Genomic DNA, 24,919 nt, shown 5'->3' on the forward strand with positions numbered 1-24,919 from the left:
GAAGCTGGGGGGAGAGCGTTGATTTCGAGACCCGGATCTGCGAATTCCGGCAGGTTCGTATCTGCAAAATGGTATGAGAAAAACCAAAATTGTATGCACCATCGGTCCTGCCAGCCGAAGCGAGGAGAGGCTGGAGGCGCTGATCCGCGCCGGCATGGATGCCGCCCGCCTGAACTTCTCCCACGGCACCCGGGAAGAGCACGGCGAGGTGATTCGCGCCGTGCGTTCGATCAGCGCGCGCCTCGGACATGCGGTGGCGCTGATGCAGGACTTGAGCGGTCCCAAGATCCGCACCGGCGCACTCCAGGGCGGATCCGAGGTGAGTCTGGCGGAGGGGGCTGAGATCACCGTTACCACCCGGCCCGTGCTGGGAAACGCCTCGCTCATTGCTACCACCTACCCCCACCTGCCGGGCGACGTCCACACCGGCGACCGCATCCTCCTGGCCGACGGGCTTATGGAACTGGAGGTGCTCTCCACCGATGCGACCTCGGTTCGCTGCCGCGTCGTGCACGGCGGTCTGCTGGGCGAACATAAGGGCATGAACCTGCCGGGAGTGAAGCTCAGCGCGCCGGCTGTCACTGAAAAGGACCGGGCCGACCTGGACTTCGGCGTTGCCCAGGGCGTGGATTACATCGCCGTGAGCTTCGTGCGCCGGGCGGAGGATCTGCTCCAGGTGCGCCGCCTGATCAAAGAGCGCCAGGCAGATATACCGGTGATCGCCAAAATCGAGAAGCCGGAGGCGGTGCAGAACCTGGACGCTATTCTGCAGGCCTGCGATGGGGTTATGGTCGCCCGGGGCGACCTGGGCGTGGAGATGAGTCCGGAGAAGGTGCCGATCCTGCAGAAGCAGATCATCGAGGCGGCCAACTGTCGTGGTGCGCTGGTGATTACCGCCACCCAGATGCTGGAGTCCATGGTCAACAATCCATATCCCACCCGGGCCGAGGCCAGCGACGTGGCCAATGCCATCCTGGACGGCACCGACGCGGTTATGCTCTCTGGCGAAACGTCGGTAGGGCGCTTCCCCCTGGAGGCGGTGCGGATGATGGGGCGCATCGCCCAGGAGGCCGAGGCGAGCGGGCGGGGCTGCACGGCGGCCGATCACGTGCGCCGCGCGTATCCCCAGGCAATCGCTCATGCGGCTTGTACCATCGCCGGCGACTTGGAACTCAAAGCCATTTGCGCTTTCACGCAATCGGGCTACACGGCGCGATTGGTGTCCAAGGAACGACCCAAGGTGCCCATACTGGCTTTCACCCATGATCCCCGTGTCTATAACCTGGCCGCGCTCTATTGGGGTGTGTCCCCCCTGCTGGTGGACTTTGTAGGCGATAGCGATGCCCTGTTGCGGTGCGTAGAGAACGAACTCCTGGCCCGCCACCTGGCAACGGACGGCGATTCCGTGGCTGTTCTGGGCGGCATGCCGATAGCCGTCAAGGGAGCAACGAACTTCCTGAAGATCCAGAGAATCACTCAATAGATATGGGCTCAAATCTGCAACAATCGACATTCTGTGCGAAATCTTGATTTTTGCAGATCCGACCCCCTGAACAATGGAGGTGCGTAGTTGGGCAAGATCGACAAAGCTCTCGTCCGGATCTTACAGAATCTGGCGGGGCCGGCCGCGGGGGAAGTGACCGACATGATCGGCGATGAATCGCGCCCCCTCAGGGCCGAGCGTCAGTTGAAGCTGATCAGGAAGACTGCTCGGATGATCGAAGAGGGGGGCTATGAAGCCTGCACCATACCTGAAAATATCCTGCTGGCGGTGCTCGACCATGCCTCTGGCGAGGATAACGAAAAGCTGCACACGGTCTGGGCGGCCCTCCTGGCGAACGCTGCCAGACTGGATGATCGGCCAAAAATCACCCCGCTCTTCGTCGAGATTCTCAGGCAACTCTCGCCGTCTGAAACGACATTTCTGATCAGTCTGCATGACTTCGTCGAGCGGGAATACGGAATCGATAAAGACATCCTGGAGTTGCCGGCGGCCCAGAGTATCGCTCTTGGAACTGACGTGGACCTGCTGATCAAATACCTGCGACTCGGCCTCGGACGACCCAAGGAGACGCGGGAGCAGGCGCTCATCAATATTCCGGGTGACTTGAGGGATTTCATGGTCATCCTCGACAACCTGGAGAGACTGAATCTCCTTTCATATCGCCTCGACATGGAAGCCCCCGGGTGGGGACTGCCTACGGATGTAAAAGGCATCGATCCGGTTCGGATATACCATCTCACCATGCTTGGCTATCAGTTCATTCGCGCTTGCCGATTGCCCTCATGAGGCGCCGCTCACATCCGGAAAAACACACCGAATCCACAACTCAAGTCGCTACAGCTAAATAGAACATCCGGAAGCTCTTCTCCGGCGCCTGGGCTGCCCTCTGCCTGTGCGGAGGTGGAATGTTAACCTGAGGTAAAGTGGTTTTTACCTGGATTTAACTGCCTTGCCGGGATCCACGGCGTAGATTTAAGTGGAGATGAGAGATGAAGGTGTAGGCAAATGAGACAGACCCATAGGAGATGGCAATGAGGAAACGCATGTTTGGTATGGCAAGTCTGTTTCTTCTGCTGGGAGCGGCTGTAGTGCTCGCTGCAGGGGGGATTGACCTGAGTGGATCCTGGACGCTGGACAAGAGCAAAAGCGATCCACCAGCACAGATGGGACGGGGAGGCGCCCGAGGGGCAGGGGGGATTTATGGTGGAACTCTACCGGGCAGAGGCAGGGCGGGTGGAGGGCGTCGCGGCGGCGGGCAAGACGGCGACACGGCCCTTGCCATAGAGCAGACCGCCGATGCACTGGTTATTACCCGCAAAATGGGGAGCGGCGACCCGAATCGCAGTCTCGAGCAGCATTTCAGGATGGACGGCGCGGAAACCACGAATCCTGCTCCCATGGGGAGAGGCAACATCACTTCTACTGTGCAGCTGACAGGTGATGCCCTGGTGATCCAGAATAAGCAGACGGTTTCCGGCCCTAACGGCGAAATGGTGATCAGCTCCAAAGAAGAGTTCTCTCTGGCCGACAATGGCCAGACTCTGATCATCAAGACGACTCGTTTCACTCCCAGGGGTGAACTGACCCATAAACAGGTTTTCACGAAGCAGTGAAGATATTCATGAACGAATAGCAGGAATGGATCTCGGGACGCCGACGTGTGTCTCAAACGGATGCCCCGAATCCACTGCTACGCGACGCGGGCGATCGCGGTCACAAGCGACATGGCCGGCATATCCAGCATCAGCCGGGATCCGTATTCATGATGACTTTCCTGTTTGATTTGAAGAATCTGCACCTCTTCGAGTGTTTCGACCGGTCCGGCGACTACCGGCCCATCGTCAGCTCACGATAGGTTCTGAATCTTCCCTTTGCATATCCCTGCAACAGATCGTCCACCGGTTGCACGATGGAGGAACTCGCGTAGCCCGGCGCCAGTTGCGATGGGGATGCGCCGGCAAAAACCGCGCGAATGATGAGGCTCCGATTTGAGTGCGGCAGGAGCGACAGATTGTCGACAAACTTAGGGAAGGTGCCGTCACGAAACAGGTAGAACTCGACGTTCGATGCGTAGAAGACCGACAACTGGTCGCCCCGCTCTGCCATCACCCGTCCGATGGCGACGAGCGCCGACGGACCGTTCAAATTGCCGACAACCGGAATGATGAGATCGCGCTGCTCGAGCGAGCGGACGAATTGGTAGTCGTCATCTGAATCCAGGAAATTCCAACGATGTCCCTGGCGATCGGTTTCGAGAAGCAGTTCGCGATAAGTGGGATAGTAGCTGAGCGGTCCACGCCCGGTGGTCTCGAACTTCAAAAGCAGGCCGCGGGCGATGAAAGTCCTGTGGTATCGGTCGATCGTCGCGAGATCGTCTTTGGACAGCGGGATCCCGAATCCCTTGATGAGAGCGTCGACCTTGGCCCGCAGGTCGGTGGTGGCTTGCGATGAAGACCCGGCGCCGTCGATGTAAGCGAGCAGGCGATCGATCCCGGCGCGTCCCCATTCATCCGGAGCTTCAGGCACCGTTCTTCCGAAGAGCAGGCTCAGGTATTCGACCCGCGAGCGCGACAGCTGAAACAGCGCCTTGAACAGCAAATGCAACAGGAGGTTGTCCCGGCGAACGTCGATGATGAACGCCATCGACGGACGCACCTGCGCGATGTACGAAAAATTCTGATCAGGACCGACGCCGATGTAGGCGCCGCCGGCGATTCCGGCCTGCCGCAGCGCGGGGACAACGTGCAGGTACGACCTTTCGTTCGAAATCAGGTTGTCGGTGTCGAAATAGCCGCCGGGTTCGGATAACTGCGCGCACCGCGAGGCAAAACTGGCGGGAGCCTGAACTTGGCGGGCGCCGGCAGTAAGAGCAATCAGGAGTCCTGCAGCCGCAATGCCGGCAAGCAAACGATGCGCAGCACGGCCGGATGGAAAGCGCACGGAGCTTCGACTCCAGACTAGGCATTTCTGGTCCGAGGTCCGGCCACACTGCTGTGCGTCAGCCAACCGGTTCCCGGCTCCAGGTTCTTGCTGATCATACACCCAAAGCATGTGCTGGGGTCTCAGCGCCGGAAATCTGAACCCTGTTCCGAAAACAGACAAATCGGTATCGGGATCGCAATCGGAACTCTTAACCGGCAAAAGCCGATAGCGACCGCGATGGCGATTGCGATACCGATCCCGATACCGACGTTCCCCAACTGTAGAGTTTGAGCTTTTTATGCATCGAGGGGGGGCCGCAGTGTATGAGGGACTTGACAGAAATGAGCCGGAAGGTTTAAGGTGTAATTATATTAATAATCATTATCAATAGAGCCTCGTTCAGATGAAGGGGAAAAAAGCAGGGCAGCACCGAAAGAAAATCAGAGAGCACTGCGAGCGATGGACCATGCCCAGGGAAGAGATCTTTGGCCTCCTCATGCAGAGCCAGCAGCATTTGAGTGCAAAGGAGGTTTACGCACTGCTTCAGCCCTCGAACCGCGACATCGGAATCGCGACGGTCTATCGGACGCTCGACCTTTTGGATAAGGCCGGGCTGCTTCGCAAACTCCAATGCCGGGACGGCCAGCTGCGGTACGAGTACAAAAGAGGCGACCAGTCCGATCACCACCACCATCTTATCTGCACGGATTGCGGGAAAATCCTGAACTATCGGGATTTTGAGAAAGAGGAGCTCGATCTGGTTAGAAAAACCGAGGAAATCATGGAGAGGAAGTATGGATTCCTCGTCAGGGACCACAATATCGAATTTCTTGGGCTCTGCAGGGAATGCCGGCCGGGAGGGGCAAGATTCCTGGCCAAGCAAGCCATGCAGTGATCCCGGGTCGAAGAGATGATCTCCGTCAATTGAGGAAAAGATAATGCCTTGGAAGGAAATCACATGAGAATCGCCATCGCTACGGATCAGGATTTCGTATCATCAGATTTCTGCTGTTGTCCGGCCTGCACGATCGTGGACATCGAGAACGGGAAAATCAAGGAGACATTCATCATTCCGAATCCCGGCTGCAAGCACGAATATTGGGCTGAACTCTTTTGCCGGAACTCGATCAAGCACCTGATTGTCGGAAATATCGGAACGCCCGCGAAGTCCGTGCTGAGCTGGTGGGGGATCGAGGTCATGGCCGGCGTCGAGGGCCCCATCGACGATGTCGTCCGTCGATTCGTGCTGGGAGAACTGCAGTCCAGGACGAAATCCGCCCGTAAAAACTGCGAATCCGTTACGGCTATGGCCTGACCCGATTGCGAGAGGATTCGAGTCAATACTCTTCCTTTGATCCCGCTAGCAGGCAAGTTTCATTGAACCGAGGTCTTATCATGGAAAAACTGATCTTCCTGGACAATGCCGCGACTTCCTATCCGAAACCGGAGTCTGTTTATCTTTTTATGGACCAGTTCTATCGCCGTGCCGGCGTCAATCCGGGACGCTCCGGCTATGACTTGTGCATGGAGGCGGGAGAGTTGCTGGATAACACAAGAAGGCTGCTGACCCGGTTCTTCAGCGGCGGCGACTATAACAGGCTCTGCTTTACCTATAACGCTACCGATGCGCTCAACCTCATCATCTTCGGCATGCTGGCCGAGGGCAGCCACGCCATCACGACGACGCTCGAACACAATTCCGTGCTGCGTCCGCTGTATCACCTGTGGAAATATGGTGGTGTCGAGGTGGACTACGTTCCCTTCGACGGCTCCGGATTCGTCGACCCCTGCGAGATCCGTCGCCGCTTCCGTCCCGAAACTCGTCTGGTGATCGTCAACCACGGATCCAATGTCATCGGGACGGTCCAGCCGATCCGGGAGATTGGACGTCATTGCCGCGAACACGGCATACCCTTCGCCGTCGATGCCTCTCAGACTGCTGGCCATCTGGCAATCGACGTGCGCAATGACAACGTGGATGTGCTTGCCTTTACCGGCCACAAATCCTTGCTCGGGCCCACAGGAATCGGAGGGGTGTACATCGGGGAAGGAATCAATATCCGGCAGACACGCGCCGGCGGGACAGGGGTACGCTCGGCGGAGCGTCTGCACCTTGAAGACTATCCCTTTCGTCTCGAGTACGGCACCCCGAACATATTGGGAGCGGCCGGACTTCATGCAGGCGTGAGTTGGATTCAGGAGAAGGGAATTGGAACGCTACACAAGCAGGAAATGGCACTGGCCGCGCGTTTGAGGGAAGGCCTGGCAGAGATCGAAGGAGTCACCCTTTACTGCCAGGACAGCCTCACGAACCATCTATCCGTCATGAGCTTCAATATCGAAGGGCTGGAAGCAGGAGATGCAGGAACCATGCTCGATGTTGATTACGACATCGCCTGCCGCACGGGCCTTCACTGTGCTCCTCTGGTGCATGAGCAGCTGGGTACGGCCAAAATCAAGGGATCGGTGCGTTTCGGCATTGGCCCCTTCAACACCGAAGACCATATTCTGACGGCCGTGAACGCCGTATCAGAAATCGCCTCCATGAGACTCGGCAAGCGGAGATCCCGCACGGCAGTGCCAGGGGCATTTCAGCCGGCCGGAAGTACACTCGCCTGAAACGAATCGGCACTCCGCTATTGCCCACCACGCACCGGCCACACGAGGAACGTGTTGATCTTGCCGGTGTAGTCGACATAACCCCAATAGAGGGTCGCGAACCAGGCGGCGCCGAAAACGTCCGCGTAGGCAGCAGACGACCAGTAGATGTTCACCTGCACACCATCGGCCCACGGGTCTGCTACGGATGTATCGAAGCAGCCGACTCCGGTCCTTTCGGGAATCGTCGCGATTCCAGGTCCATAGCAGGTCGCTTTCAGAATCGCCGCCCACTCGTTCTGTGTCGGCAAGCGCCAACTACCCGCTGCCGAACCATCCGTCAGGCCGCACTGGCCGCTGTGCAGACTCGCCGCCGCGTTGTTTGCTGCTGCAAAGTCCATGGCGGGGAAGCACCCCGGGTTCTTCAACCAGATCAATCCCGTCTGCGTGTCGGTCACCGTACCGTTGCCGCAGTCCACGAATCGATTGGTGTTGTCGTAACATCGACCGGCGGCTGGCGAACTTCCTGATCCCGCCGGGCCCTGCGGTCCAGCAGGTCCTGCCGGTCCAGCGGGTCCTGCCGGTCCCTGCGAACCTGTGGTTCCCGTGTCTCCCTTTGGACCTTGAGGCCCCGCCGGTCCAGCCGACCCAGCTGGCCCCGCCGATCCCTGGGGACCTGTGGCTCCTGTATCTCCCTTCGCCCCTTGAGGCCCAGCTGGCCCCGCCGATCCCTGGGGACCTGTGGCTCCTGTATCTCCCTTCGCCCCTTGAGGCCCAGCTGGCCCTGCCAGTCCCTGGGGACCTGTGGCTCCCGTATCTCCCTTCGCCCCTTGAGGCCCAGCAGGCCCTGCCAGTCCCTGGGGACCTGTGGCTCCCGTATCTCCCTTTGCTCCCTGAGGCCCAGCAGGCCCTGCCAGTCCCTGGGGACCCGTGGCTCCGGTATCTCCTTTCGCCCCTTGAGGCCCAGCAGGCCCTGCCAGTCCCTGGGGACCTGTGGCACCCGTATCTCCCTTTGCTCCCTGAGGCCCAGCAGGCCCTGCCAGTCCCTGGGGACCCGTGGCTCCCGTATCTCCCTTTACCCCTTGAGGTCCTGCCGGTCCAGCGGGTCCAGCGGGTCCTGCCGGTCCAGCCGGTCCTTGCGGACCTGTGGCTCCAACTGGCCCACCGGTACCCACAGGCCCCTGCGGCACGACAGCCCCGATGGTCACATCAAACACATCGGAACTGCCATTCTCCTCCGCGGCCTTTCCCTGCCTGTTGGTGCGCGTCACCTGGAGCAGGTAGCTGCCCGGCGCCGGATTTGTTCCTGCCGGCTTGTAGGTGGGAAGCAGTACGGTGATGACCTGCCAATCGTCCGGTAATGTTTTAAATTCAGCGACGGTGACCGGCACTGAAGCCCACGTCACAATTGGCTTGTAAGTGCCAAAATATCGACCCCTGATCTGCAGCGCATAGGGGGTGTGGCCATAATCCAGGACTTCGGCCGAGATGATGATCAACTGCTTGTCGTTGTAACGATCCCTCTGATCGGCGAACATCATCGTCGAGACCGTCAAACCCAATAGCAGAAATAACACCGTTGTCTTATTCATTCTCAAACCCCTCCCTGATCTTGCCGGCCTTGTTGATTCCCATATTCCTCCGGGGATTGGAGGAATTGCACCCGTCCTGGGGTGAGATGGACACAATCACCCGCGGGAGCGTAGAGGGGATCACTCACCCTGAATCGCATCTGCCGCTGGGGGAGTAGGAGGGCGCAATACGCCATGCCCAATTCAAGCAATGACTATGCCAAATGGCGCTCATTCTGCTGAAAGGATGTCGGCAAACCCATAAATATTCGTATTTTCAATATTTATGCGCATACCGCGTTGGCAGAGAAAGTTCCTGCCGCGCCCATTCCATGTGAATTGGCCGGCATTACTGAGGTTTTGCGTCACCTGGGGGTGACCAATCTCATCACTTTACAGGGGACCGGGCGTGGGAAAAAGGGGGGACGCCAACCTATTTTGAATAGTGGGGAGCGCTTGAGATTTGTGATGCCGAAATAGGCAGGTGTCTCCTCTTTCCCCGAGTGCCGGTATCGAGAGCAATCCGAGAGCCAGCAGTCAGTGACCCGCGGCCTGGGCACGCCTCGCCATTTCTTCGGGCGTTACGTGTTCGATGTGGGTCGCGATCCACCACTGGTTTCCGGACTCGTCCTGGACTCCTCCGCTGCGGTCTCCGTAGAACTGGTTGGCCGGTTCTCGCAGGGAGGTGGCACCAGCCTGGAGCGCGCGCCGGTAAACCGCATCCACGTCGTCGACATAGACATAGAGCGTGGCCGGCTTGGGCTTCCACTCCCCCTGAGCCTCCCCCATCATGATGATCGAGTCGCCGATTTTGGCTTCTGCGTGTTGCACCGTGTGGCTTGATTCGCTTTCTACGGAATCCTGGGAAAGCCTCCGGCGAGTCGCCCGAGAATCCTTCGTTTTCAGACGAAACTCATCCATGGCATGATGGCTCGGTCACGATCTTCCGCATGTCGACTGACCGGCGGATGGAACGAAAGTGTTATCTACATGGAGTCCTTGTCATGAAACTGATCCGCAGAGCATTTCTGAAATCATGCCTTGCCGGTATCTGCACGGTCCTGGCAATTTCGGGCTGGAGCACCTCCCAGGAGAAATCATCGGGATCGTGCGCCGTGCGCGTCCTGTTCATAGGCAACAGTTACACCTATTTCAATAACGTGCCCGAAATCCTGACGAGGATGGCAGAATCCGGCCGGCAACAAACTGTGGAAACCCGGATGGTGGCTCCTGGTGGATGGCGGCTGAAAGACCATTGGGAAAAGGGAGAAGCCCTCAAGGCACTCCACGAAAGTAAATGGGACTACGTGGTATTGCAGGAACAAAGTACGCTCGGCGTCAATTACTTCGTGGAAGGGAGACCGCGGATTGCCGGCGATGAAATCTTCAGGCCCTATGCGAAAAAATGGGCAGCGGAGGTCCGCAAGACGGGTGCGATCCCGCTTTTCTATCTTACCTGGGCACGGAAGGCAACCCCTGAAGATCAAGGTGCGCTGAACTATGCCTATATGCGTGCGGCCCGGGAGAACAGGGCCCAAGTGGCTCCCGTGGGGATCGCCTGGGCAAGTGTGCGGCGCCGGCAGCCTTCGCTGGAACTCTTTTATGTGGATGGGTCGCATCCCTCGCCGGCCGGGAGTTACCTGGCCGGGTGCGTATTGTACTCAGCAATCTTTCGCCGAAGCCCAGCCGGATTACCGGGGAAAATCAGTGGTGTTCCGGTAAACCTCCAAACCGCACTGGCAGAGCCTCAGAAGATCGCCGTTTTGGCTGATTTGCCGCCCGAACAGGCGCAGTTGCTCCAGGCCGCCGCCTGGGAGGTATGGCAACAGGTCGAAAAGAATGGGGGCTATTTCGACGTTTCGCCAGCACCGGTTCCCGGTATCGCACCTGTTCCCAGGGATGTCCCGCTGGCGATAACCAGTCTCGAGGGCATGTGGGCGGGCAACCTGCTGCTGTATCCGCCTCCGTTGTCACCTGCGGAAATGACGCTTCAGTTTCATCTTGAGGGCAAGACTTGGAAAGGACGCCTCGATCTAAAATTTCACTCCAAGGACCAGAGGGACACGCCACTCGGGTTGGCCGATCTCCGGATAACGAAGACCGGCATTTCTTTCAGCTGCACCAACGCTCCCCAGAACCTGAAAATCCGGTTTATGGGTGTAAGCGGCGAACCGGGCGAGTTGCGGGGAACCGCGGAAGCATCCCCGGACAACCCGAATTCTGCAGTTCGCCTGGTGGGCAGCTGGCTGCTGCATAAGGAGAGTGGGCCGCGAAATCGATCGGGCATTTTTCCGCAACGCCCCGCAATTGTGCCGTGTGCAGACCGTTTGTGGTCGTGGATTTGGAGCTTGACCGGGGTCGACTTTTTCGAGAGGATGAGGACTCCTCCAGGTCAATATGCCCGCGTTTGAACACGCCGAGTTGGAGGCCGAACTTTATGGGGAGGCTACCTCCGCCCTGGGGTACCGGATGGTGCGGATCGCCGAATCCACCCCCGACTTCAGCACGGTGATCTCATCCACGGGCCGCTATGTCACGCACGGCATCTGCTTCGCTGCCTCCATTTCAGGGTGGGCTCCCCAGCTTCTCTGACCCAGGGCTACGCTGTTTCTCCTGATAGTTGATCTTAACGATAGCGCGCGTTGTACACTTGGCTAAAGTTGAGCCACGAGGAGGGAACGAATGCGCAGCTTCGACAGTCTATCCGAACGTGAGATTCTGGCACTCGCCATTTCCCTGGAGGAAGAGGATGAGCGGGTCTACGCCGATTTCGCCGAAGGGTTGCGGCAGGATTTCCCGGCTTCGGCTGCGGTCTTTGACGGCATGCGGGCCGAGGAATCGGGCCACCGCCAACGATTGCTCGAGCTGTTCCGAAACAAGTTCGGCGAGCACATTCCCCTTATCCGGCGTCAGGACATCAGAGGATTTATCCGCCGCAAACCGGTGTGGCTGGTGCGGCCGCTTGGACTGGATGCCGTTCGCAACCAGGCAATTGCAATTGAAGTAGAGACGCGCCGCTTTTACGAGCGCGCCGCGGCGCAGGCTCGAGATGTTCACATACGGGAACTCCTCGACGATTTATCCGAGGAAGAAAGGTCGCACGAAGCGCGCGCCGGAGAGCTCGAAAGAAAAAAGCTCCCTGCCGATGTGAAAGGGCGGGAGGACGAAGCCAATCGGCGCCTCTTCGTTCTCCAGATCGTTCAGCCGGGATTGGCAGGTCTGATGGATGGGTCGGTTTCCACGCTGGCGCCTGTTTTCGCTGCCGCCTTCGCCACGCGCAGCAGCTGGGATGCCTTTGCTGTCGGCCTGGCAGCCTCGCTCGGCGCCGGCATCAGCATGGGTTTCGCTGAAGCGCTTTCTGATGACGGGAGCCTCACGGGGCGGGGGCATCCCTGGGTGCGTGGTGTCATCTGCGGGCTGATGACGGCGCTCGGCGGCATTGGCCACACGCTGCCGTTCCTGATTGAGAAATTCCTGATCGCGCTGGTGATTGCTGCTTTGGTGGTGGTAGTCGAACTCGGGGTGATCTCCTGGATCCGGCACCGCTACATGGAGACGCCCGCCATCTCCGCTGCCCTGCAGGTCGGACTGGGCGGTGTCCTCGTCTTCATTACAGGTGTGCTCATCGGGAGCGCCTAAAAGGAACCCGGATTTTTAAAACAGCGATTTGGGGAATGAGACTTCGCCTGGCCAGACCACGCGCATCACGGTATAGGGCGGCACTGGCAACGGACCTGTGGCCGGGACATTGCTTATCTGAACCGCGTGGCGCTCGGAATCGTTCAGATCCGACGTGCTGATCATCTCGACGCTCTTGGGTGCCGGCAGCCGGCCGCCGCCGGCTGGGTCAAAGGTGCGCGCTCGAGCGCCTGCATTCTGAAGAATGAGCGTTGTCTGGCCAGCCGACAGAAAGACCGCACCCTCGACTTCCCTGTAGGCGTCGCCGAAGGAGACTCCGGGCGAAACCGGAGCCGCGCCTTGCTCGACGACTCGCTGGAAGCGTGCTCCGGAGTTTGCGGCGCGATCGATCCATCCAAGGATCTGCGCCACCGGCTCAGGACGGTACTTGCCGTCGGCTCCACGAATGAAATGCGAATGGCCTTGCGCGTCGAAATTCAAAGTGAAGAACAGCTCGCGCGTCACTTCGGGATGGCGCAGAATTGAGAGCAGCATGCGGGTGGCGGCCTGAGTAAACATCGCCGTAGTGACCGGATCGGCGCCACTCCTGGCCCAGTTCCCGGCGCCGTGCGCACTCCACTCCGTAATCCAGATTTCCTTGTCATCATGATTGCGGCCGCGAACACAGTGCCGCAACAGGCGCACCAACCGCACCCAGTTCGTTTTCTCATGTCGGCTCCTGTCAGAACGGCCATGCAAGGCAACCCTGTTTCGACAGTTCGCTTGTGAATTCAGCCCCTATGCCGAATGCCTCCGATTTTATCCGGAACCCGTCCTCGCGCACGCCTTCCACTTATAGGACCTCGCCACCAGCGGCGCAAGGGCAAATCAAATTGCTGGGGCGCCGCCAGCGCACAAGGCAGGTAAGCGGCCGGCTGGAATTCAGAGCTGGCTGCGATTTCTCGGCAACTCCACGGAGATGGATATATGTTAAGAGGTGAGCACAATGGTATATCATGAGCGTTATTTGAATGGCGTGCTGATCGTAGCAGTGCGCTCGCGGCTTGTTCTCGAAAAGGGCAAAACCATAAGCGCGACGATGGATTTGTTAAGACATGCATGGGGGGACGGCGGCAGTTCCCTTTGGCCGGAAAATGAATTCGATGCCGTGGTCCCCAAGGGAAAATACATATTGCGGCTGGAGATTCCTGGTGCGGGAGAGTTGATTCGCTCCAACGAAATCGAAGTGATCATTGAAACACAGTAAGACTCGAAACTAAGGGTGGAGGTGATTCATGATTGCCCGTGCAGGCCTCACGATCGGGCTGGCCGTGTGGTTGTCGATGGCTGGGGCTCCGAACCCGGGGCCGTCCTCCCCGGCCATTCCGATCAACCACTTCATCTACATCATTCAAGAGAACCGCACCTTCGACAATTACTTTGGCACTTTCCCCGGCGCCAATGGCATTCCCCCGGAAACCAAACTGCCCTATCGTCCCGGGGGGCCGCCGGAGGTTGCCCCATTTCATCTTCATACCTTCACGATCCCGCAAGACCTGTCGCACAGCTGGCAAGCGGCCAAGACCGCCTACGACAACGGGAAAATGGATGGATTCCTCTGGGCGGAGTGGCCGCGGGCATTGCAGTACTACTGGAAGGGAGAAGTCCCCCAGCCGGATCCCGAACTGGTTCACCCCAAGCCGGTCGGCGCTCAAGCGGCAAGAGGGCGGGGACGCCAGGGTCTGGCAGCACGGGGCGGACAGTTTGGCGGAAAGTCGGCATCAACGCCCCCCCCAGGCCCGCCTCCGGATTGGGTGCTCAATACCCTTTCCTATTATGATTATCACGAGATTCCCAACTATTGGGAATACGCGCGTCGATTCACGCTCTGTGACAATTTCTTCTCATCTTTGATGGGTCCCAGCGAGCCCAATCACCTGTACACGGTAGCGGCTCAATCCGGCGGCCTGGTGAACAATCCGCCTCCGGGGATCGCAAGGGAAGATGGAGTCTATACCTTTCCAACGATGGCGGAGTTGCTGCAGGCCTCGAATGTGTCCTGGAAATATTACGATGAGAAGCCGAACCCGAAAGCACATAGCTTGTGGAACCCGCTGCCGGGATTCAGATCGTTTCAAGAAAACCCCAAGCTGATGGAACACCTGGTATCGCTCTCCACATTATTTGAGGATCTGCAGTCCAATCACCTTCCCGAAGTGGCTTGGATTGTTCCTACAGCTCCGGACAGCGAGCATCCTCCGGCGGATGTGCAACGCGGCATGTGGCATGTGACGGAGTTGGTCAATGCCGTGATGCGGAGCAGGTATTGGAACGACACCGTGATCATTGTGACATGGGATGATTACGGCGGCTTCTACGATCATGTGCCTCCTCCGGAGGTCGACAAGTACGGCTTTGGTCCACGGGTGCCCGCGATCGTCATTTCCCCTTATGCGAAATCCGGATTTATCTGCCACACGCATTTTGACTTTACGTCGCCTCTGAAGCTGATCGAGACCCGCTTCGGCCTCAAGCCGCTGACCGAGCGGGATCGCAGGTCCAACGACATGCTCGATTGTTTTGATATCAAGCGGAGACGGCTGCCGCCGGCGGTCATCACGCGGGACTCAAAGCTCAATTTCAGTGATCTCGAGGCCAAAATGAAAAATGCCAAACACTAATCCGACGTGGGTCGCGGCCGCCGGGATTTCTGTGACAGTTCAGCTGACGGTCCCCATTTTCTACTGCTCTCTCAGCATCACCATAGGATTCATCCTCATCTGCCTGTCTTTACCCGTAAACGAGTTGAACGATCAAGCACGAGAAATCCGGGGACGGGCAAATTTTTCAGAAGAGTTCAAGCTGAGTTTCACCGCCGCTGACGCGCTTGAAGTCCAGATCGAGCAGCGCAAGGATCGGCTCGACAACTGCGCGAACCTGCTTTTGAACATAGTGCTCATAATCGATGGCTGATCTCCGTTCCGTAACGGGTTCGGGACCGCTCGTGGTGATGACATAGGCGACCACAGCGCCAGGCTTGGCGGTCGCCTTTCGCGCCGCAGCCACATGGGGCGGTGTTGATGCCACATAGGAATCAAGATCTTTTCGCACAGCTTTGCGGTAAACCAGCATGTGATCCAGGCGCCCGGCGCGCAGGTCTTTCACGGTCTCGCGCAAATAATCCTCCACGGGCAGATCGCTGAACAGGCGCAGGTAGATTTCGCGCTGAACTCGTTTGGCCAGATCGGTCCAATCCCGCCGCACAGCCTCCATTCCTGTGAAAACCACCTCTGAGCGGCCACCTTCCTCTATGAGCCCGGCATATCGCTTGCGGGCGCCTGCGGTGCCGTGCCTGACGGGAGGGAGGAAAAAGCGCAGATAGAGTTTCTCGAAGCGCAGCTCCAGCCTGCTCTCGACCTGCCACATGCGCCTTATATGGGCAGACAAATCTTGATTCAGCCGATCCGCCAGGCGTTGTCCCAGGCCGCGGGCTTCCTCGGCGCTCTCCACACCGGAGAGGACAAAGAGACTGTCGGTGTCGCCGTAGAGCACTTTATATCCTTGGCCCTCGATGCTGGCCTTGGACCACAGCAAGAGATCCCGCCCGAATCCCGTGATCGCATTGGCAAACTCGGGGGAGGCAAACCGGCACGCCGGGGTTCCCAGGACCCCGTAGAACGAGTTCATCAGGATCTTGATGGCATGGCTGGCGATCTTGTCTCCATTGGCCTCAGCCAGCTTGCGGCGAGGAATCAGGTCATCGAGGATTTCTGGAAGGATGCCGGACTCGCGGCGGAAGGCGGCACCGTTCGGAGCGATGATGGGGTTGTCTCCGGACTGGGGCGAAGGGAGATAGCCGAGCGGATCGATCTGAAAGGTGCGGATGATGCTGGGATACAGGCTCCTGAAGTCAAATACCAGAACATTCCGATAGAGGCCGGGCAGGGGGTCGAGAACGTGCCCTCCGCTGGTCGGCGGTCCCGAGTATCGGGACGCATCCACGGTCGGCGCCACGATGCGTCGGCGTGATAGTTTGGACAGATAAAGGAAATCGAAGGAAGCGATGCTTGCCGCCACCCGATCCGGAGGCATCCCGGTGAGGCGGCTGCGCTCAACCGCCAGGGCTACGAGATTCAATTTGTCGAGGATCGCCAGCACCAGTTGCGCGTCATGAAGGTTATATTCCACCAGACGAGCCCGGTCTTCCTTGAACATTCTGAGGATCTCGGCGGGGCGGTCGGGGCCCGAATAGACTTTCCCTTTCCCCAGGATTTCCCTGGACGCGGATTCGAGGGAATAGCTGTCGAGGTGCACGAAAGCGCCGCGCAGGAGCTCAATGCCGTCGAGTACGATCCTGCCCGAAACTATCGCCTGATTCGGCGCGCGGGCGAAATTGGACTTGCGGAGGCGCAGTGGTTCCGGACCGCGCCCAATGCTCAGAGGAACGCCGAGCCGCTCCGATATTTTCGACAGCACGGCCAGGTCGAAGTCGACGACATTCCAGCCGGTGAGCATGTCCGGATCCAACTCGAGTATGCGACGAACGAAGCCCTGCAGAAGATCCTTTTCACTGGCGAAGGAAACGGCGCCGGCAGGAGACGAATAACCGGCCGGGCTGAACAACAATACCTCGGAGACTCCGCAGCCGGCCAAGGCGATTGACAGGAGCCGGGCGGCATGCGGATCCGTTTCGATATCGAGCGACAGAATGGACAGCTGGGGCGTCCAGTCGACGGGCAGCACGTCCGGATTTTCGAACACTGCGCCGATACGGTCGCTCGGCTGACAGGTTCCGCGGATCTCGAGGGAGCCCCGTATGCCCCGATCTGTCAGATAGCGTGAGGCGAAGGGGACGTCCGCTTCGAAGCACTCGATGCCTCGTGCCGCAAGCTTCTCGCGCAGGGGAGGAACATCCCGGGGAACTCGAACCTCGACCCGGATTACCGGTTCTCCGCGCAGAGTTGAGCGCGGAGAGACCTCCTCGCGGGTGACCACTCCCAGCGTGCGAGCTTTCTCCGCATCGGCGCGGCGGATATGGAACGAGGGGATCTGTCGCGTTTCCCGGATCAGAAAGGACCCGCCTGACTCCAACTTGCCGTAGATCAACACGACGGGCTTTGCCGCCTCGATGCGATAGGTACTCTGGAGTATGAATCCGCGGTGCATATTCCACTCCGCACTCTACCGTGTGCCGGCGCCGACTACTAATAGATTGCGCTGATGTGCCCGGAAAGAGAATCCATTTAGCCGGTGCTCCGGCGGGCGGTTGAGGCGTTTTCTACGTGGGCCGCGGCTGCCAGACGCGCCCCGCCTCATGTCTCCCAACATCGCCCCTATTTTCATGCGTCACAGGGTGCGCGCCGGGCGCATGAGGGGCTGTTCCGGAAATGCACTTTGCCGGGCGCGGTCGGGCCGCCCACGCCCACGTGGGTTACTTCCTTCGTTTTGCATCCAGGCTCCACGGTCCCGCGCCCGCGGCCGAGAAGTAGAGCCAGAGGAAGCAGTAGAGCGCGGCGTCAACACCACCGTTCATGACCGGCCAGAAGCCCCGCGGGAAGAGGTCAGTTGGTTTCACGGCAGTTTGACCGCGCTCCAGGGTGCGGCCGCCTCGGGTGCTGTCGAAGGAACCACATACAGCACGATCCTGCCGTCCCGCCAGCTCGGCCGCAGGCGCTTGCCTACGTCCACCAGGCCCAGCGTGACCGGACTCCCGAACCCGAATTGCCGGATATCGGCAACACCGCGTGCCTGGATCTCGGCCATGTCATGCAATCCTGAAAAGTCGTCCGGGTATGGCCATGAAGCCAGGTGCACAACGCGGCCATCCTGCCCGCCCGCCACCAGGCCGATTGCGGCAAGTGCGCCGATCACGCCCTGCTCGGTCCCACCCAGGCCTTCCAGGTAGCAGCCGGCCCGCGCGGCCAGAGCCCGGGCTTCATCCTGCGTCACGACCTCGCCCTTGCAACGCAGGCCGAACGCCTTCACCTCCTCCGAGACTTCTGCTGCAACGCAGAGCCCCGGATCACTGCCGGCCACAAACCAGCCCCGCATCACCTCGCGCAGCACCTCGATCAGCCGGTCCAAGGCCACTCCGTTCGCGCCGGGCAGCTGGATCGACGCCGACCCGTTCTTGCTGGTATACGGCACGCGCGGATCGAAGAAGAGTTGGTGGCGACAGATGACGGCGCCGTCCGCCGCTTTGTCCAGCCGCTTCAGCATGGCGCGCGCGAGCTGGTTGGTTCCCGGCGTGCCGATGATGTCCGTGTCGTCGATGCCGACATAGATCACGAGCGTATCCCCGGTTGATTGATCGATTCCCTGGGATTTGTGGTTTCCGGCAACGTTGCAACTCGAGGCTGTGACTTTCGACCCCGCAAGCGGAAACAGCACAGCGCAGCGATCAGGCCGGCCGCTGCGCCGCATAACGTGTAGGTAACGACCGCTTGCGACCACCAGGTGGCGAATGGCCGCATGCTGGCAAGGTCGAGCCCCAGCAGCTTGCTCGCGCCTCTCGATGTGAGCGCCAGCAGGTTGGCGATCATTCCTGCAAGCACCAGGCGGAGATAGAGGTGCCAGCCGCTGCGTGCCCGGGCGAGGGCGAAGTCCATGATCGGGCCCGTGACAGACAGACTGATGATTGCGCCCGTGCCATAGTTGGTCAGGCCCGCGAGGCTGAACGCGGTCGCGGTGCCGAACGCCCCGGCGCTCATGACAAAACCCGCGAGTCGTCGCGGCGCCAGAGCAAGGCCCAGCGCCATCGGAACCACGGCCAGCACAATCGCGTGGCCCGGAATGCGCAGGCCAAGGCGGATGAAGCCGGTGGCGGAAGCCGCTGCGGCGCCGCATAGGAACAAAAGCAGTAGTTCAGCCGTGGAGATGCGCTCGCGGAATCTGGCGATCGGCGGAATGCGCGCCGCCGCCAGCAAGCCGTCGTGAACACGAAACCAGCCGTAAATCATGACATCCTCCAATACGAGTGAAGTATAAACCCACCTCGGCCCTCAGAACATCAGCCGCGCAGCGAGCTGCCACTCGCGGGCGTTGTTTGCCGTGGCAGTCACCCGCCCGACGTTCGACTGGTCGAGCAGGAAAACCGGCAGCTGATAATTCGGGTGATTCAACAGATTGAATGCTTCGGCACGCAGCTGCAGCGCGGCACGCTCGTGCAGCCGGAACGTCCGCATGAGAGCCAGGTCCAAGTTCTTGAACGCCGGGCCGGCCAGGATGTTCCGCCCGGCATTACCGTCGAGAGAGGGCCGGGCCGGCGTCGCCATCGGCCGCGCAAAGGCGTCGGGATTGAACCACAGGCCGGCAGGCACGTCAGCATAGGGGCTCGAGACCAGATCAGGACGCTGCGTCGCGAAGTCGCCGGCCGCGTACTGGGGAGTGAAAGGCCGCCCCGAGAGCAGTGTCACGATGCCGCTGATTTCCCAATTGCGGACGAGCCGATCCGTCATCGACGGTGCTTCAGCCAGGAAGCGCCGGCCCGATCCGATCGGCAGAGCCCACCTGAAGGCCGTGCTGAACTGGTGCGACCGGTGCAGGTCCGACAATCCCCTCTCGGCGCGCATATCGTAGATGTTCTGCGGTGATTTCTGCGATCCGCTGGTCGACACGTTGGTGAGGTTACCGGTGCTGACCGAGCCGGTATCGATCGTGCGACTGAAGGTGTACGCAGCCAGGAACGTGAGTCCGCCGGACATCCGGCGCCGAGCCGATGCCTGCAGCGCGTTGCAGCTCGAGTGGATCGTCTGGTCCTGGAACTGGATGTCGGCAAATGCAGGAAAAGGCCGTATGGTCACGAGCGTGCCGTCGGGCTGCAAATCCACCGCGATCGGCTGGTTGAGATTGTAGCGCCGACCTAGATGGCGTCCCAGTGAACCCACGTAGCCGACCTCGATGGCAAGGTCGCGTCCCAGTTCGCGATCCACTGTCAGGTTGTACTGGTAATACACGGGCGCCTCGTAGTTGACCGCCATTCCGAGCGGCTGGTCTACGCCTTGGACAGACACACGCTCGGCCGGAAACGGATTGGCGAAGGTCAGGGACCGCGGGTTATTCCCCTGGCGCGAGTACTGCTCCCGCTGCACGAACGGGTAGCTCACGCCCAATTGCTGCCGCGTGACGTTGAACGCCTCCATGCTGTAGTAAACGCCCGCACCGCCGCGGATCACCGTGGAGCTACCGCTGAATGGACGGAAGGCAAAGCCGATGCGTGGAGCGACATTGTCGTTATCCGTTCGGACAAGAGCTGTCGGAAACCGCGGATCGCCGGCCAGCACCACTTGGCCGATTTCGGGAACGAAGTTGGCGAACCGGTTCGAAGCCTCGTCGAGGGGTGTCTGGCGGTCGTAGCGAAGTCCGAGGCTGAGCGTCAATGCTTTTGCAGCTCGCCAGTCTTCCTGAATAAAAAAGCCCGTCTGCCATCCCTGCAGCCTGGCAGGTTCGGCGCCGACCTGGCGCCCGGTTTGATCCGGCAGGCCGATCAGGAAGTCAGCGAAGGCGCGGAAGCCGCTCGATGTGCCATTGCCGGGGTTGGTGTTGCGGCCGCGGAAACGGAAGTCACCTCGTATGTTGCGCAAGTCCGTCTCCCGGTAGTTCGAACGCACGATGTCAACCCCTGCTTTCAGTGTGTGGCGCCCGCGCGCACGAGTGATCATGTCAGCCCATTGGAAATTCCGCACATTGAAGCTCGAGGGATCATTCGGCCGATCACCGAAATCGGCAAAGCCGTCGATGCGAATAGAAGGGAAACCCCAAAGAGAGGGGTCGGTGTTCAGACCCGGGATGCCAAGCTGCGAGACGAAGTCGGTCGCATGATTTTGGCCTGCCGTATCCTGAGTGTGGCCAAAGTAGCCAACGCGCGCCTCGTTCAGCCATCCTCCCCCGATGGGCGCAGTGGCGATGACGGCGATGGAGTCCAGGCTGCCGCTGGATTGGCGGCCAAAACCCGGGTAGAAGGTGCGGAGCGACGGGAACGGATCAAAGCCGCGGTCCCGTTCGCCTGACCACCGCGCGGACAGGCTTGCGCCGGAGCGCCAGAAGGTATCGAACCTCCCTGTGATCAGGTGACGATCGTCGCGCGTGTGGCCGACAGCAGTGTAAGCGTCCAGAGCATCGGAGAGGTTCGCCGCCGGGATGAAGGGCAGGATCCTGCGCGCTACAGGATCAATCATCGAGTCGGGAATTACGTTGGGCGTGGGAAATTCCTTCCGGGTGAAGGGATCAACGAGGCGATTTGTGTCATCGGCGTTGCCCCAGATGCCGTCGGGACCGGCGCCCCTAAGGTTGCGGAAGTCGCCGCGCAACCAGGCCGCGCTCGGCGCGGTAGTGGCGGCGGCCAGCGACCGGCGCTCGCGCAGCCGTTCGTAGGCCGCGAAAAAAAAGGCGCGGTCGCGGCGCATCGGTCCGCCCACGGAACCGCCCCACTGCTGCCGGCGCAGAGGGAACGACTCTCCCGGAGGAGCAAATACATTGCGGGCGTCGAGGGCGTCGTGGCGCAGGTAATCGAAGAAGGAGCCGGCGAGACGGTTGGTGCCGGATTTTGAGACTACCGCCACCTGCGCTCCGCCCGTACGGCCCGACTCTGCATCATAGGTGGATGTCCGGACGTCAAACTCACGGATCGCATCCAGAGACACGGCTACCCCCGCCCTTGCATTGCGGTCCGACCTGTTGACGACACCGTCCAGCGTAAAGCCGGCCGAGTCGGCGCGAGCGCCCGACGCCGACAGACCATCACCCTGTTCATCCTCACCCACACGGTGATAAATGCCCGGCACGAGCACCGCAAGGTCGCCGTAGTTGCGACCGTTGAGCGGCAATGCCTCCAGGAGTCTGGCAGGAACCAGATCCCCTCTTGACGGTGTATCGGTGTCGAGGCGACGCAACGGGGCGACGACGGTAACCTCGGTGTGCACTGAGGCAACCTGCAGGAGCACGGCCATGCGACGCACTTCGCCGGTTTCGAGCGGCACGGCGGTCTCGTGAAACACACGAAACCCGGGCGCAGTGACGGTGACGCGGTAGAGGCCTGGAGGCAGGTGAGTGAGAGTGAAAGCGCCCTCGCGCGACGTTGGCACTGTGCGAATCTGATTGGTTTCCTGGTTGGTCGCGGCCACATCGGCACCGGCCACCGGCAGGCCCTGGTCATCGTTGATTATGCCGACGAGCGTGGCCGTGATGCTTTGGGGAAGGGATGACGAGGTGGTTCCGATCAAGCCAACGACAAGCAACACAAATTGGGCCAACTTAAACTGCAAAGACCTTCTCCGGTCAGATTGAGAAGCCAGCGCTCTATCCACAGCCATCATAAGAGTCCTTATCCAAACCTCCAGTTTCCACATGGGTACCAGATGCGGGGTGCCCCTGTAGCTGTAGGAGGAGAATAACGAATACTAACAAATAATAACCTTAAGGCCCCTATTATCAGCCAAGCATGTGCCTATGGGAACAGTTATCTTGGCCTGGGGCGAGTAAGGCTGTGGGTTGGCGAATGACTGCGGCCGAAAAGCTGTGAAATAACGGCCATTCATGTCAACGGATGAAACCACGTAGGTCGTGGCTGCCAGACGCGACCTGCAGTCTTTCTGTTTAAGCCACTCAAAGGAAGGTACTTAAATGCTGATCTGGGGCTGCTTCGGGCGTCGTCGGCCGCCGGCGCCCACATCGAAGCCGACGATATCTCGATTTTTTCAAAGGTTTGAGGGGCAGGGCTCTTCCCTCCTCTAGTCGGGACGGCCTGCCAAAACGATGTACCGGTTCCAAAGAGGACGGTTCCGCTGGAAGTCGCGGGGCAGTCGAGCTGATTTGCTAGTGGCTCTCATACAGTATCTTTCCTGTGTCCCGAGTGTCATATCCTTCCATTTGAGCTACGTCGAGCTTGAATTTTTCGGAGCCCAGAACCTGCCGGAGGGCCTTAACCGCTCCGGTCGAGAAATTTCCGGCCGGAACAATCAGATCAAACCGCTCCGTTGCGAGGGGAACAAACCCCAGTCCCAACATTTTTGCGGCGGCGAGAATTCCTATTCCCACATCTGCGGAACCGCTGAAGACATCCAAAGCCACTTCCATGTGCGTGCACGCGATTTTAGCATAACCCTGAATAGCTGCCGGATCGATCCCCTTCTGCTTCAGTTTATAGTCAAAGAGCACTCTGCTTCCCGATCCTTCCTGCCGATTCACGAGGATCGCCTTTTTGCTTGCCAGATCCCCGAGACCCTGGATTCCCAGTGGATTGTTGCTTTTGACAATAAGCCCCTGCTCGCGGTAGCAGAGATTAAGAACCTTGACGTCCAAGTCTGAAAAGTGCTCTTTGATTATCGGGATATTGTAGTCACCTGTTTGCACATCCAGGAGATGGGAGGCGGCGATTTGACAAGACCCGCGTTGGAGCGCAACAAGTCCGCCGAGACTCCCGATATTTGACATTGAGATGGTGTAGATAGGAAATTGGAGATTGACGTTCTTCGTAAGAAGCTCAAGGGCGAGGTCGTTGCTTCCGGCGATCACAACCTGATTGTCCGAAGGCCTTGGTTGGAGTCGGGCTCCGACATTTTCCCTGGCGCTGTCCATTACCCATTCGTCGACCAGTTGCTTGGGGAAAAGCCATTTTCCGGTAATCCTGGAGGCTGGAATCTTCCTTTCCTTGATCAGCCGGTATACCTGCTTCTCGTTGATACTGAGATATTCCGCCACCTCCTTTGTGGTAAGCATTTCTCTTGCCATCGAGGCGTAACTCCGAAAGGTTTCCTGATTGGACCGCTATCTTAGCAGAGCGGGCGCTGCAGGATGCGGAATTTCTGCACACGCCTTGTCCCGGCTGTGTGGATGAAGCTCTGCGGCTCACAGCCCGTCGATCTCATGATCCGTCATCCCGAAATATTCCAATCGAGCCCTCACTGTTCTCCGAAATTGCGACCGTGGAAGATTTGCGTTATCGTTATCGCCTGTCCAAATCGGGATCCAGAGCTAGTGGCAGCCCAGGCAGCACCTTGGGCGATCGACAACTAACGGCAACAATGCGAATTTGGAGCCTGCATCCGAAATACCTTGACGCTCGCGGGCTGGTTGCTTTGTGGCGGGAAGGACTTCTTGCGCAAGCCGTACTTACGGGAAAGACGAGTGGATATGTCCACCACCCACAGCTTGTTCGGTTTCGGGAGCAGTCTCTTCCAGTCGGATTCATCGCGGAGTATTTGCGGATCATACACAGAGAGGCGGTGAACCGTGGTTACCGTTTTGTGGCCGAGAAGATCAATTCCTCCGGAGCTTCCGGCCACCTCACGGTTACGCGCGGCCAGCTCGAATTCGAGTGGCATCACTTGATGGAAAAACTTAGAACACGCGATCCGAAGCGGTGGGCCCAGTTGGCGAGAGTGAAGCGCCCGCGGCCAAATCCGCTCTTTCGCGTATCTCCCGGTGGCGTTGCGGAATGGGAAAAAGGAGTGCGCGAAACCAACCTCTGAAATGGAAGGATCTTTTTCGTGCGGCCCTTCAATGTTGCAGCGCCGGACTTGCCGCAAGCGGTATTTGAGGAACGTTTCCGCCACGCCACCAAAGAAGATATCCTTAGCCCCAATACTGTTCACTTAATGATTTGGATATGATCCTCGATCCTCAGCCTTTCCGTGCCAGACCGCTTCCGTGGCCTGAGTTTGTAATTACTCATCTTTCGCTTGATGCCGCGCGGATTACGCCGCGATCG

General features: G+C 59.4%; 22 protein-coding genes. 12 read left to right on the forward strand and 10 right to left on the reverse strand.

Translation table 11 applies throughout. The features are described 5' to 3' along the window. The first annotated feature begins 73 nt into the window (after positions 1 to 73). The 3 genes from pyk (at position 74) to LAP85_11210 (ending at position 3,117) form a co-directional block, all read left to right on the forward strand. Positions 74 to 1,483: a pyruvate kinase gene (gene pyk, locus LAP85_11200; GenBank protein ID MBZ5496958.1), complete on the forward strand. Its 1,410-nt coding sequence runs from the start codon at positions 74 to 76 to the stop codon at positions 1,481 to 1,483. A gap of 87 nt (positions 1,484 to 1,570) precedes the next feature. Then, a complete protein-coding gene (locus LAP85_11205) occupies positions 1,571 to 2,290 on the forward strand; it encodes a DUF4393 domain-containing protein (protein MBZ5496959.1) in 720 nt (239 codons plus the stop codon). A 245-nt stretch (positions 2,291 to 2,535) separates the two neighbouring features. Continuing rightward, a complete protein-coding gene (locus LAP85_11210) occupies positions 2,536 to 3,117 on the forward strand; it encodes a hypothetical protein (GenBank protein MBZ5496960.1) in 582 nt (193 codons plus the stop codon). 214 nt (positions 3,118 to 3,331) lie between these two features. On the opposite strand, the gene LAP85_11215 is transcribed toward LAP85_11210, so the two are convergent. After that, positions 3,332 to 4,444, reverse strand: a complete 1,113-nt coding sequence (locus LAP85_11215; GenBank protein MBZ5496961.1) for a hypothetical protein — start codon at positions 4,442 to 4,444, stop codon at positions 3,332 to 3,334. 448 nt (positions 4,445 to 4,892) lie between these two features. Here LAP85_11215 and LAP85_11220 point away from each other — a divergent pair, with 448 nt between their 5' ends. The 3 genes from LAP85_11220 to LAP85_11230 all read left to right on the forward strand — a co-directional run bounded on the left by LAP85_11220 (position 4,893) and on the right by LAP85_11230 (position 7,045). After that, the gene (locus LAP85_11220) at positions 4,893 to 5,321 is read left to right on the forward strand and encodes a transcriptional repressor (GenBank protein ID MBZ5496962.1); all 429 of its coding nucleotides are present in this window, start codon (positions 4,893 to 4,895) and stop codon (positions 5,319 to 5,321) included. Between the two features lie 63 nt (positions 5,322 to 5,384). Next, on the forward strand, positions 5,385 to 5,741 hold the full coding sequence (locus LAP85_11225) for a dinitrogenase iron-molybdenum cofactor (protein ID MBZ5496963.1): 357 nt from the start codon (positions 5,385 to 5,387) through the stop codon (positions 5,739 to 5,741). An 80-nt stretch (positions 5,742 to 5,821) separates the two neighbouring features. Beyond that, complete coding sequence (locus tag LAP85_11230) at positions 5,822 to 7,045, forward strand: aminotransferase class V-fold PLP-dependent enzyme (protein ID MBZ5496964.1); 1,224 nt, start codon at positions 5,822 to 5,824, stop codon at positions 7,043 to 7,045. A gap of 17 nt (positions 7,046 to 7,062) precedes the next feature. On the opposite strand, the gene LAP85_11235 is transcribed toward LAP85_11230, so the two are convergent. Continuing rightward, a complete protein-coding gene (locus tag LAP85_11235; protein MBZ5496965.1) occupies positions 7,063 to 8,616 on the reverse strand; it encodes a DUF1566 domain-containing protein in 1,554 nt (517 codons plus the stop codon). 516 nt (positions 8,617 to 9,132) lie between these two features. Next, positions 9,133 to 9,516 (reverse strand): VOC family protein, encoded by a 384-nt coding sequence (locus LAP85_11240; protein ID MBZ5496966.1) that lies wholly within the window; start codon positions 9,514 to 9,516, stop codon positions 9,133 to 9,135. 83 nt (positions 9,517 to 9,599) lie between these two features. Here LAP85_11240 and LAP85_11245 point away from each other — a divergent pair, with 83 nt between their 5' ends. The 3 genes from LAP85_11245 (at position 9,600) to LAP85_11255 (ending at position 12,234) form a co-directional block, all read left to right on the forward strand. Next, positions 9,600 to 11,006, forward strand: a complete 1,407-nt coding sequence (locus LAP85_11245; GenBank protein ID MBZ5496967.1) for an SGNH/GDSL hydrolase family protein — start codon at positions 9,600 to 9,602, stop codon at positions 11,004 to 11,006. Next, entirely contained in the window at positions 10,993 to 11,187 is a 195-nt protein-coding gene (locus LAP85_11250; protein MBZ5496968.1) for a hypothetical protein, read from the forward strand. The genes LAP85_11245 and LAP85_11250 overlap by 14 nt, the downstream gene beginning before the upstream one ends. 90 nt (positions 11,188 to 11,277) lie before the next feature. After that, positions 11,278 to 12,234 (forward strand): rubrerythrin, encoded by a 957-nt coding sequence (locus LAP85_11255; protein ID MBZ5496969.1) that lies wholly within the window; start codon positions 11,278 to 11,280, stop codon positions 12,232 to 12,234. Between the two features lie 15 nt (positions 12,235 to 12,249). Here the strand turns inward: LAP85_11255 and LAP85_11260 are convergent, their stop codons facing one another. Then, the gene (locus LAP85_11260; GenBank protein MBZ5496970.1) at positions 12,250 to 12,927 is read right to left on the reverse strand and encodes a hypothetical protein; all 678 of its coding nucleotides are present in this window, start codon (positions 12,925 to 12,927) and stop codon (positions 12,250 to 12,252) included. A 313-nt stretch (positions 12,928 to 13,240) separates the two neighbouring features. Between LAP85_11260 and LAP85_11265 the strand changes: the two genes are divergently transcribed. Beyond that, on the forward strand, positions 13,241 to 13,480 hold the full coding sequence (locus tag LAP85_11265) for a hypothetical protein (protein ID MBZ5496971.1): 240 nt from the start codon (positions 13,241 to 13,243) through the stop codon (positions 13,478 to 13,480). A gap of 28 nt (positions 13,481 to 13,508) precedes the next feature. Beyond that, entirely contained in the window at positions 13,509 to 14,894 is a 1,386-nt protein-coding gene (locus LAP85_11270; GenBank protein MBZ5496972.1) for an alkaline phosphatase family protein, read from the forward strand. 166 nt (positions 14,895 to 15,060) lie between these two features. Here LAP85_11270 and LAP85_11275 read toward each other — a convergent pair whose 3' ends face one another. From LAP85_11275 to LAP85_11300, 6 genes are all read right to left on the reverse strand, one after another. Beyond that, positions 15,061 to 17,379, reverse strand: coding sequence for a DNA polymerase II (locus LAP85_11275; GenBank protein MBZ5496973.1), 2,319 nt, complete (start codon positions 17,377 to 17,379; stop codon positions 15,061 to 15,063). A 265-nt stretch (positions 17,380 to 17,644) separates the two neighbouring features. Beyond that, complete coding sequence (locus tag LAP85_11280; protein ID MBZ5496974.1) at positions 17,645 to 17,788, reverse strand: hypothetical protein; 144 nt, start codon at positions 17,786 to 17,788, stop codon at positions 17,645 to 17,647. After that, entirely contained in the window at positions 17,785 to 18,501 is a 717-nt protein-coding gene (locus LAP85_11285; protein MBZ5496975.1) for an ABC transporter substrate-binding protein, read from the reverse strand. The genes LAP85_11280 and LAP85_11285 overlap by 4 nt, the downstream gene beginning before the upstream one ends. After that, entirely contained in the window at positions 18,498 to 19,172 is a 675-nt protein-coding gene (locus LAP85_11290) for a hypothetical protein (GenBank protein ID MBZ5496976.1), read from the reverse strand. Before LAP85_11290 ends, LAP85_11285 begins: the two co-directional genes overlap by 4 nt. Positions 19,173 to 19,214: 42 nt before the next feature. Beyond that, a complete protein-coding gene (locus LAP85_11295; GenBank protein ID MBZ5496977.1) occupies positions 19,215 to 22,475 on the reverse strand; it encodes a carboxypeptidase regulatory-like domain-containing protein in 3,261 nt (1,086 codons plus the stop codon). A gap of 550 nt (positions 22,476 to 23,025) precedes the next feature. Then, positions 23,026 to 23,940 (reverse strand): helix-turn-helix domain-containing protein, encoded by a 915-nt coding sequence (locus LAP85_11300; GenBank protein ID MBZ5496978.1) that lies wholly within the window; start codon positions 23,938 to 23,940, stop codon positions 23,026 to 23,028. A 293-nt stretch (positions 23,941 to 24,233) separates the two neighbouring features. Here LAP85_11300 and LAP85_11305 point away from each other — a divergent pair, with 293 nt between their 5' ends. Continuing rightward, positions 24,234 to 24,680: a pyrimidine dimer DNA glycosylase/endonuclease V gene (locus tag LAP85_11305; protein MBZ5496979.1), complete on the forward strand. Its 447-nt coding sequence runs from the start codon at positions 24,234 to 24,236 to the stop codon at positions 24,678 to 24,680. The last annotated feature ends 239 nt before the right edge of the window (positions 24,681 to 24,919 follow it).

The sequence above is a fragment of the Terriglobia bacterium genome (assembly GCA_020072565.1).
Classification (GTDB): domain Bacteria; phylum Acidobacteriota; class UBA6911; order UBA6911; family UBA6911; genus JAFNAG01.

Coding starts and splice junctions, on each gene's coding strand:
- LAP85_11210 (MBZ5496960.1), top strand. CDS start 2,536: ATGAGGAAACGCATGTTTGGTATGGCAAGTCTGTTTCTTCTGCTGGGA.
- LAP85_11235 (MBZ5496965.1), bottom strand. CDS start 8,616: ATGAATAAGACAACGGTGTTATTTCTGCTATTGGGTTTGACGGTCTCG.
- LAP85_11225 (MBZ5496963.1), top strand. CDS start 5,385: ATGAGAATCGCCATCGCTACGGATCAGGATTTCGTATCATCAGATTTC.
- LAP85_11275 (MBZ5496973.1), bottom strand. CDS start 17,379: ATGCACCGCGGATTCATACTCCAGAGTACCTATCGCATCGAGGCGGCA.
- LAP85_11305 (MBZ5496979.1), top strand. CDS start 24,234: ATGCGAATTTGGAGCCTGCATCCGAAATACCTTGACGCTCGCGGGCTG.
- LAP85_11245 (MBZ5496967.1), top strand. CDS start 9,600: ATGAAACTGATCCGCAGAGCATTTCTGAAATCATGCCTTGCCGGTATC.
- pyk (MBZ5496958.1), top strand. CDS start 74: ATGAGAAAAACCAAAATTGTATGCACCATCGGTCCTGCCAGCCGAAGC.
- LAP85_11300 (MBZ5496978.1), bottom strand. CDS start 23,940: ATGGCAAGAGAAATGCTTACCACAAAGGAGGTGGCGGAATATCTCAGT.
- LAP85_11220 (MBZ5496962.1), top strand. CDS start 4,893: ATGCCCAGGGAAGAGATCTTTGGCCTCCTCATGCAGAGCCAGCAGCAT.
- LAP85_11290 (MBZ5496976.1), bottom strand. CDS start 19,172: ATGATTTACGGCTGGTTTCGTGTTCACGACGGCTTGCTGGCGGCGGCG.
- LAP85_11255 (MBZ5496969.1), top strand. CDS start 11,278: ATGCGCAGCTTCGACAGTCTATCCGAACGTGAGATTCTGGCACTCGCC.
- LAP85_11270 (MBZ5496972.1), top strand. CDS start 13,509: ATGATTGCCCGTGCAGGCCTCACGATCGGGCTGGCCGTGTGGTTGTCG.
- LAP85_11250 (MBZ5496968.1), top strand. CDS start 10,993: ATGCCCGCGTTTGAACACGCCGAGTTGGAGGCCGAACTTTATGGGGAG.
- LAP85_11230 (MBZ5496964.1), top strand. CDS start 5,822: ATGGAAAAACTGATCTTCCTGGACAATGCCGCGACTTCCTATCCGAAA.
- LAP85_11240 (MBZ5496966.1), bottom strand. CDS start 9,516: ATGGATGAGTTTCGTCTGAAAACGAAGGATTCTCGGGCGACTCGCCGG.